3 protein-coding genes are annotated in these 2,720 nt (G+C 41.9%); 2 read left to right on the top strand and 1 reads right to left on the bottom strand.

Annotation, left to right across the window (positions count from 1 at the left end; genetic code table 11):
• Positions 1-390: 390 nt before the first annotated feature.
• Positions 391-618 (top strand): helix-turn-helix transcriptional regulator, encoded by a 228-nt coding sequence (locus J9B83_RS15645; RefSeq protein ID WP_268927986.1) that lies wholly within the window; start codon positions 391-393, stop codon positions 616-618.
• 475 nt (positions 619-1,093) lie between these two features.
• On the opposite strand, the gene J9B83_RS15640 is transcribed toward J9B83_RS15645, so the two are convergent.
• The gene (locus J9B83_RS15640) at positions 1,094-1,783 is read right to left on the bottom strand and encodes an NYN domain-containing protein (RefSeq protein ID WP_211537716.1); all 690 of its coding nucleotides are present in this window, start codon (positions 1,781-1,783) and stop codon (positions 1,094-1,096) included.
• 185 nt (positions 1,784-1,968) lie between these two features.
• Here J9B83_RS15640 and J9B83_RS15635 point away from each other — a divergent pair, with 185 nt between their 5' ends.
• Positions 1,969-2,622, top strand: coding sequence for a type II toxin-antitoxin system HipA family toxin (locus tag J9B83_RS15635; protein WP_236037359.1), 654 nt, complete (start codon positions 1,969-1,971; stop codon positions 2,620-2,622).
• Positions 2,623-2,720 lie beyond the last annotated feature (98 nt).

Here is a 2,720-nt window from a genome sequence, read left to right as displayed (position 1 = left end):
ATATCGTAAGATTTAGGTATTAACTATCTTATAAAAACACATAAAATTCAATAGCTTGAGAAATTTTCAGGGGTGACAATTTACTCACCTTGCACGGCAGCAAGGGATCAGTAAAACGACAGCATCTGCAATTGTTAAGACATTGGATCAGCGCAAACAGGAAAATGCCGCGCTTTTTCTATAAATTGCCGATCTCTCGAAGTAAAGTGAGCCAAGATCTGAACAGGTCCTGTCGATTAGATCGACATATCAATTTCATATGTCGGTTTTTTACTATTTTTTCGACATAACTTTCTTGTGTGTCGATACACTCGACATATCAACACTCAATCCATACGACTCACCGAAACCGAGTTTTGAGTAGGAAGCTTCAAAGCAGTACGCCATCTCTTGGCCTCTCAGGTCGGCATGAGTAGGGCCGTGCTGCACCGTAAGTTTAAACAAGCAACCACCATGTCACCGATTCAATTTGTCAAAGCCATGCGACTCAACACCGCCGCCATGAAAATCGCCGCCGGTATGAACGTCAGCTCCGCCGCAATGGACGTAGGATATGTCAGCACGTCGCAATTTAGCCGAAAGTTTAAACGCATGTACGGACCAGCGCCAAAACAATAGATACATGATAAACAACTGCCAACCGGCACAGGTAAAGCCGCTGAACACTTTTATCATTGAGTGCGGGGCTTGGTAGCAATCCCTTAACTATCGTTTGTGAAATACGCATTTATGGGATATTAATCCCACTTTTGTTATTAAAGTGGGAATATAGTCCCACCTTACTTTTCATATCTTTTGTGTGAACGAACAGGCTTTGATCATAAGACCGTGAATAAAGTTTTTGTAGGTGGTCCGGGCGTCGTCATAGATACTTATTTGAAGGGGTGGCACTGCCATCAGCTTGTGAGCCAAACAAATAGATTAGCCTAACCCTTGGCATCAGCTGTTTTTTTACTTGTGTTAGGCTCTCTCTGCCCACTATTTGCCTATGGCTTTTATGATTTTTTTGGTTTTAATAATTATTTAAAATAAAAACGTTAAAAATCAATTGCTTATTTAAATTTTGGGATGGTGGAATACTAAGTGCTTTTAACTACCAATAATCAGGCTTAAAGATTGGCTTTTTCTTAGTTGGTATTTTATCTGGCAGCTGATGGGTCGCAAGCTCTTCGTTTTTAATCGTGCTTCTCATCCAGTTAGCCTGTTTACGGAGTGTGCCAGGAGCCCCACGCTTTATGCCCTCCCTGTGAGGTAGAATGACGCCAATTGTTATATGAGGAAAATCCTCTCTGACTGCCTGAAGTGCAGGTCCAATATCCGTATCGGCAGAGACTAGTACAATTTGCTCAATCCGGTCTTCTTGTGGAAGATGCTGCTGCTTAGAGGCTGTGCGGTAAAGGCTGACAGCTAAATTGACATCGGTTTCTTTCTCTTCTAGCTTCCAAATATCTACTTTTTCCTGTCGCGAAGGCCTTGTAGATGGACCTAGATATACAGGTGCTTTTGCTGGTTCAAGCGTATGCCTACCTAGTTCGACGGAGACACCATAAATTTTTAAAGCTCTTATATAAGAATCTTGGGCTTCTTTTGATTGAATTCCTCGGCTGGCAAGCTCTGGCTTAACGGGAGAGCTAAAGTAATAAATCCCATGTGTCTCAGAGTTAGAATTTTCGACGGACGTTACATGAGAGAGAAGGGCTGGCAGATCAAGCCATTTGTATGGGGTGTTAGCGAGTAAACCGTAAAATAGGTTATAACCATCAATGAAAAAGGCTGTTTTCATTCTTTTACTGTCCTTAGATGCGAAAAAACCGGCATAAGCCGGTTTCTTCACCCTAACAGCCAGCGTAACTTAATCGCTGCGTACAGGGCTGAGTTGTACTCTCATAATAATACAGATCTAATATATTGCAAGGCCCAAAAGCTATGAATTCGTTGAAGATGCCAAAAATAGCTTAAGCTCTTTCATTGCTGCGTCTGGGAAGTCCAGACACCCATGATGTAGGTGCGTGGGAGATAGTCTGTTATGAACTGGCTTTAGCGGCAGGTGTTGACATGTTTCCAAGTGAGATCAGGCAGTTTTCATCTCATCATCATACCTTTTTAACAAAACGCTTTGACCGACAGGCTGAGCAGAGGCTACATTTTTCATTGGCCATGACCCAGCTTCGCTATTTTGCAAACGAAAAGTATGATGGAGAACAATCTCAAGGTGCCAGCTACCTAGAAATTGCTGAGTTTCTTTCCAATCATGGTGCACAGACAGAAGCAGATTTAGCGCAATTATGGCGCCGTATTGTGTTTAATATTGCGGTGTCTAACACGGATGATCACCTGCGTAATAATGGTTTTTTATTGACTAAGCATGGCTGGAAGCTATCGCCTGCTTATGATTTAAACCCGATAGTTGGTAAGTATGGACTACATCTGAACATTACGGATAGAGACAACGCTTTAGACTACCAATTGGCTTTCGAAGTAAAAGACTTTTTTAGGCTTTCTCAAATCCAAGCGACTCAAATTTACGATGAGGTATTGAATGCGGTTAAGCCATGGCGAACCGTTGCTAAGGAAACTACGATTAAGAAGTTGCAAAACACTCAACTTCTCTTTTCCAAATAAAAAAGCACAGGATTCCACCTTTTTTGATGCTTTTCACCACTAAACAAGCTTATTTAGCCTTGTTTAGTGGATTTTTAACGGATTAACCCCTTGCCGCC

Origin of the sequence: Marinomonas vulgaris (genome assembly GCF_018145875.1) — a bacterium.
GTDB lineage: Bacteria > Pseudomonadota > Gammaproteobacteria > Pseudomonadales > Marinomonadaceae > Marinomonas > Marinomonas vulgaris.
The sequence above is the reverse complement of the archived record's forward strand: the minus strand, read 5'-3'. Positions and strand labels throughout refer to the sequence as shown.

Bases quoted from the DNA above. Each gene is read 5' to 3' on its own strand.
- J9B83_RS15640 (WP_211537716.1), bottom strand. From the start codon at position 1,783: ATGAAAACAGCCTTTTTCATTGATGGTTATAACCTATTTTACGGTTTA.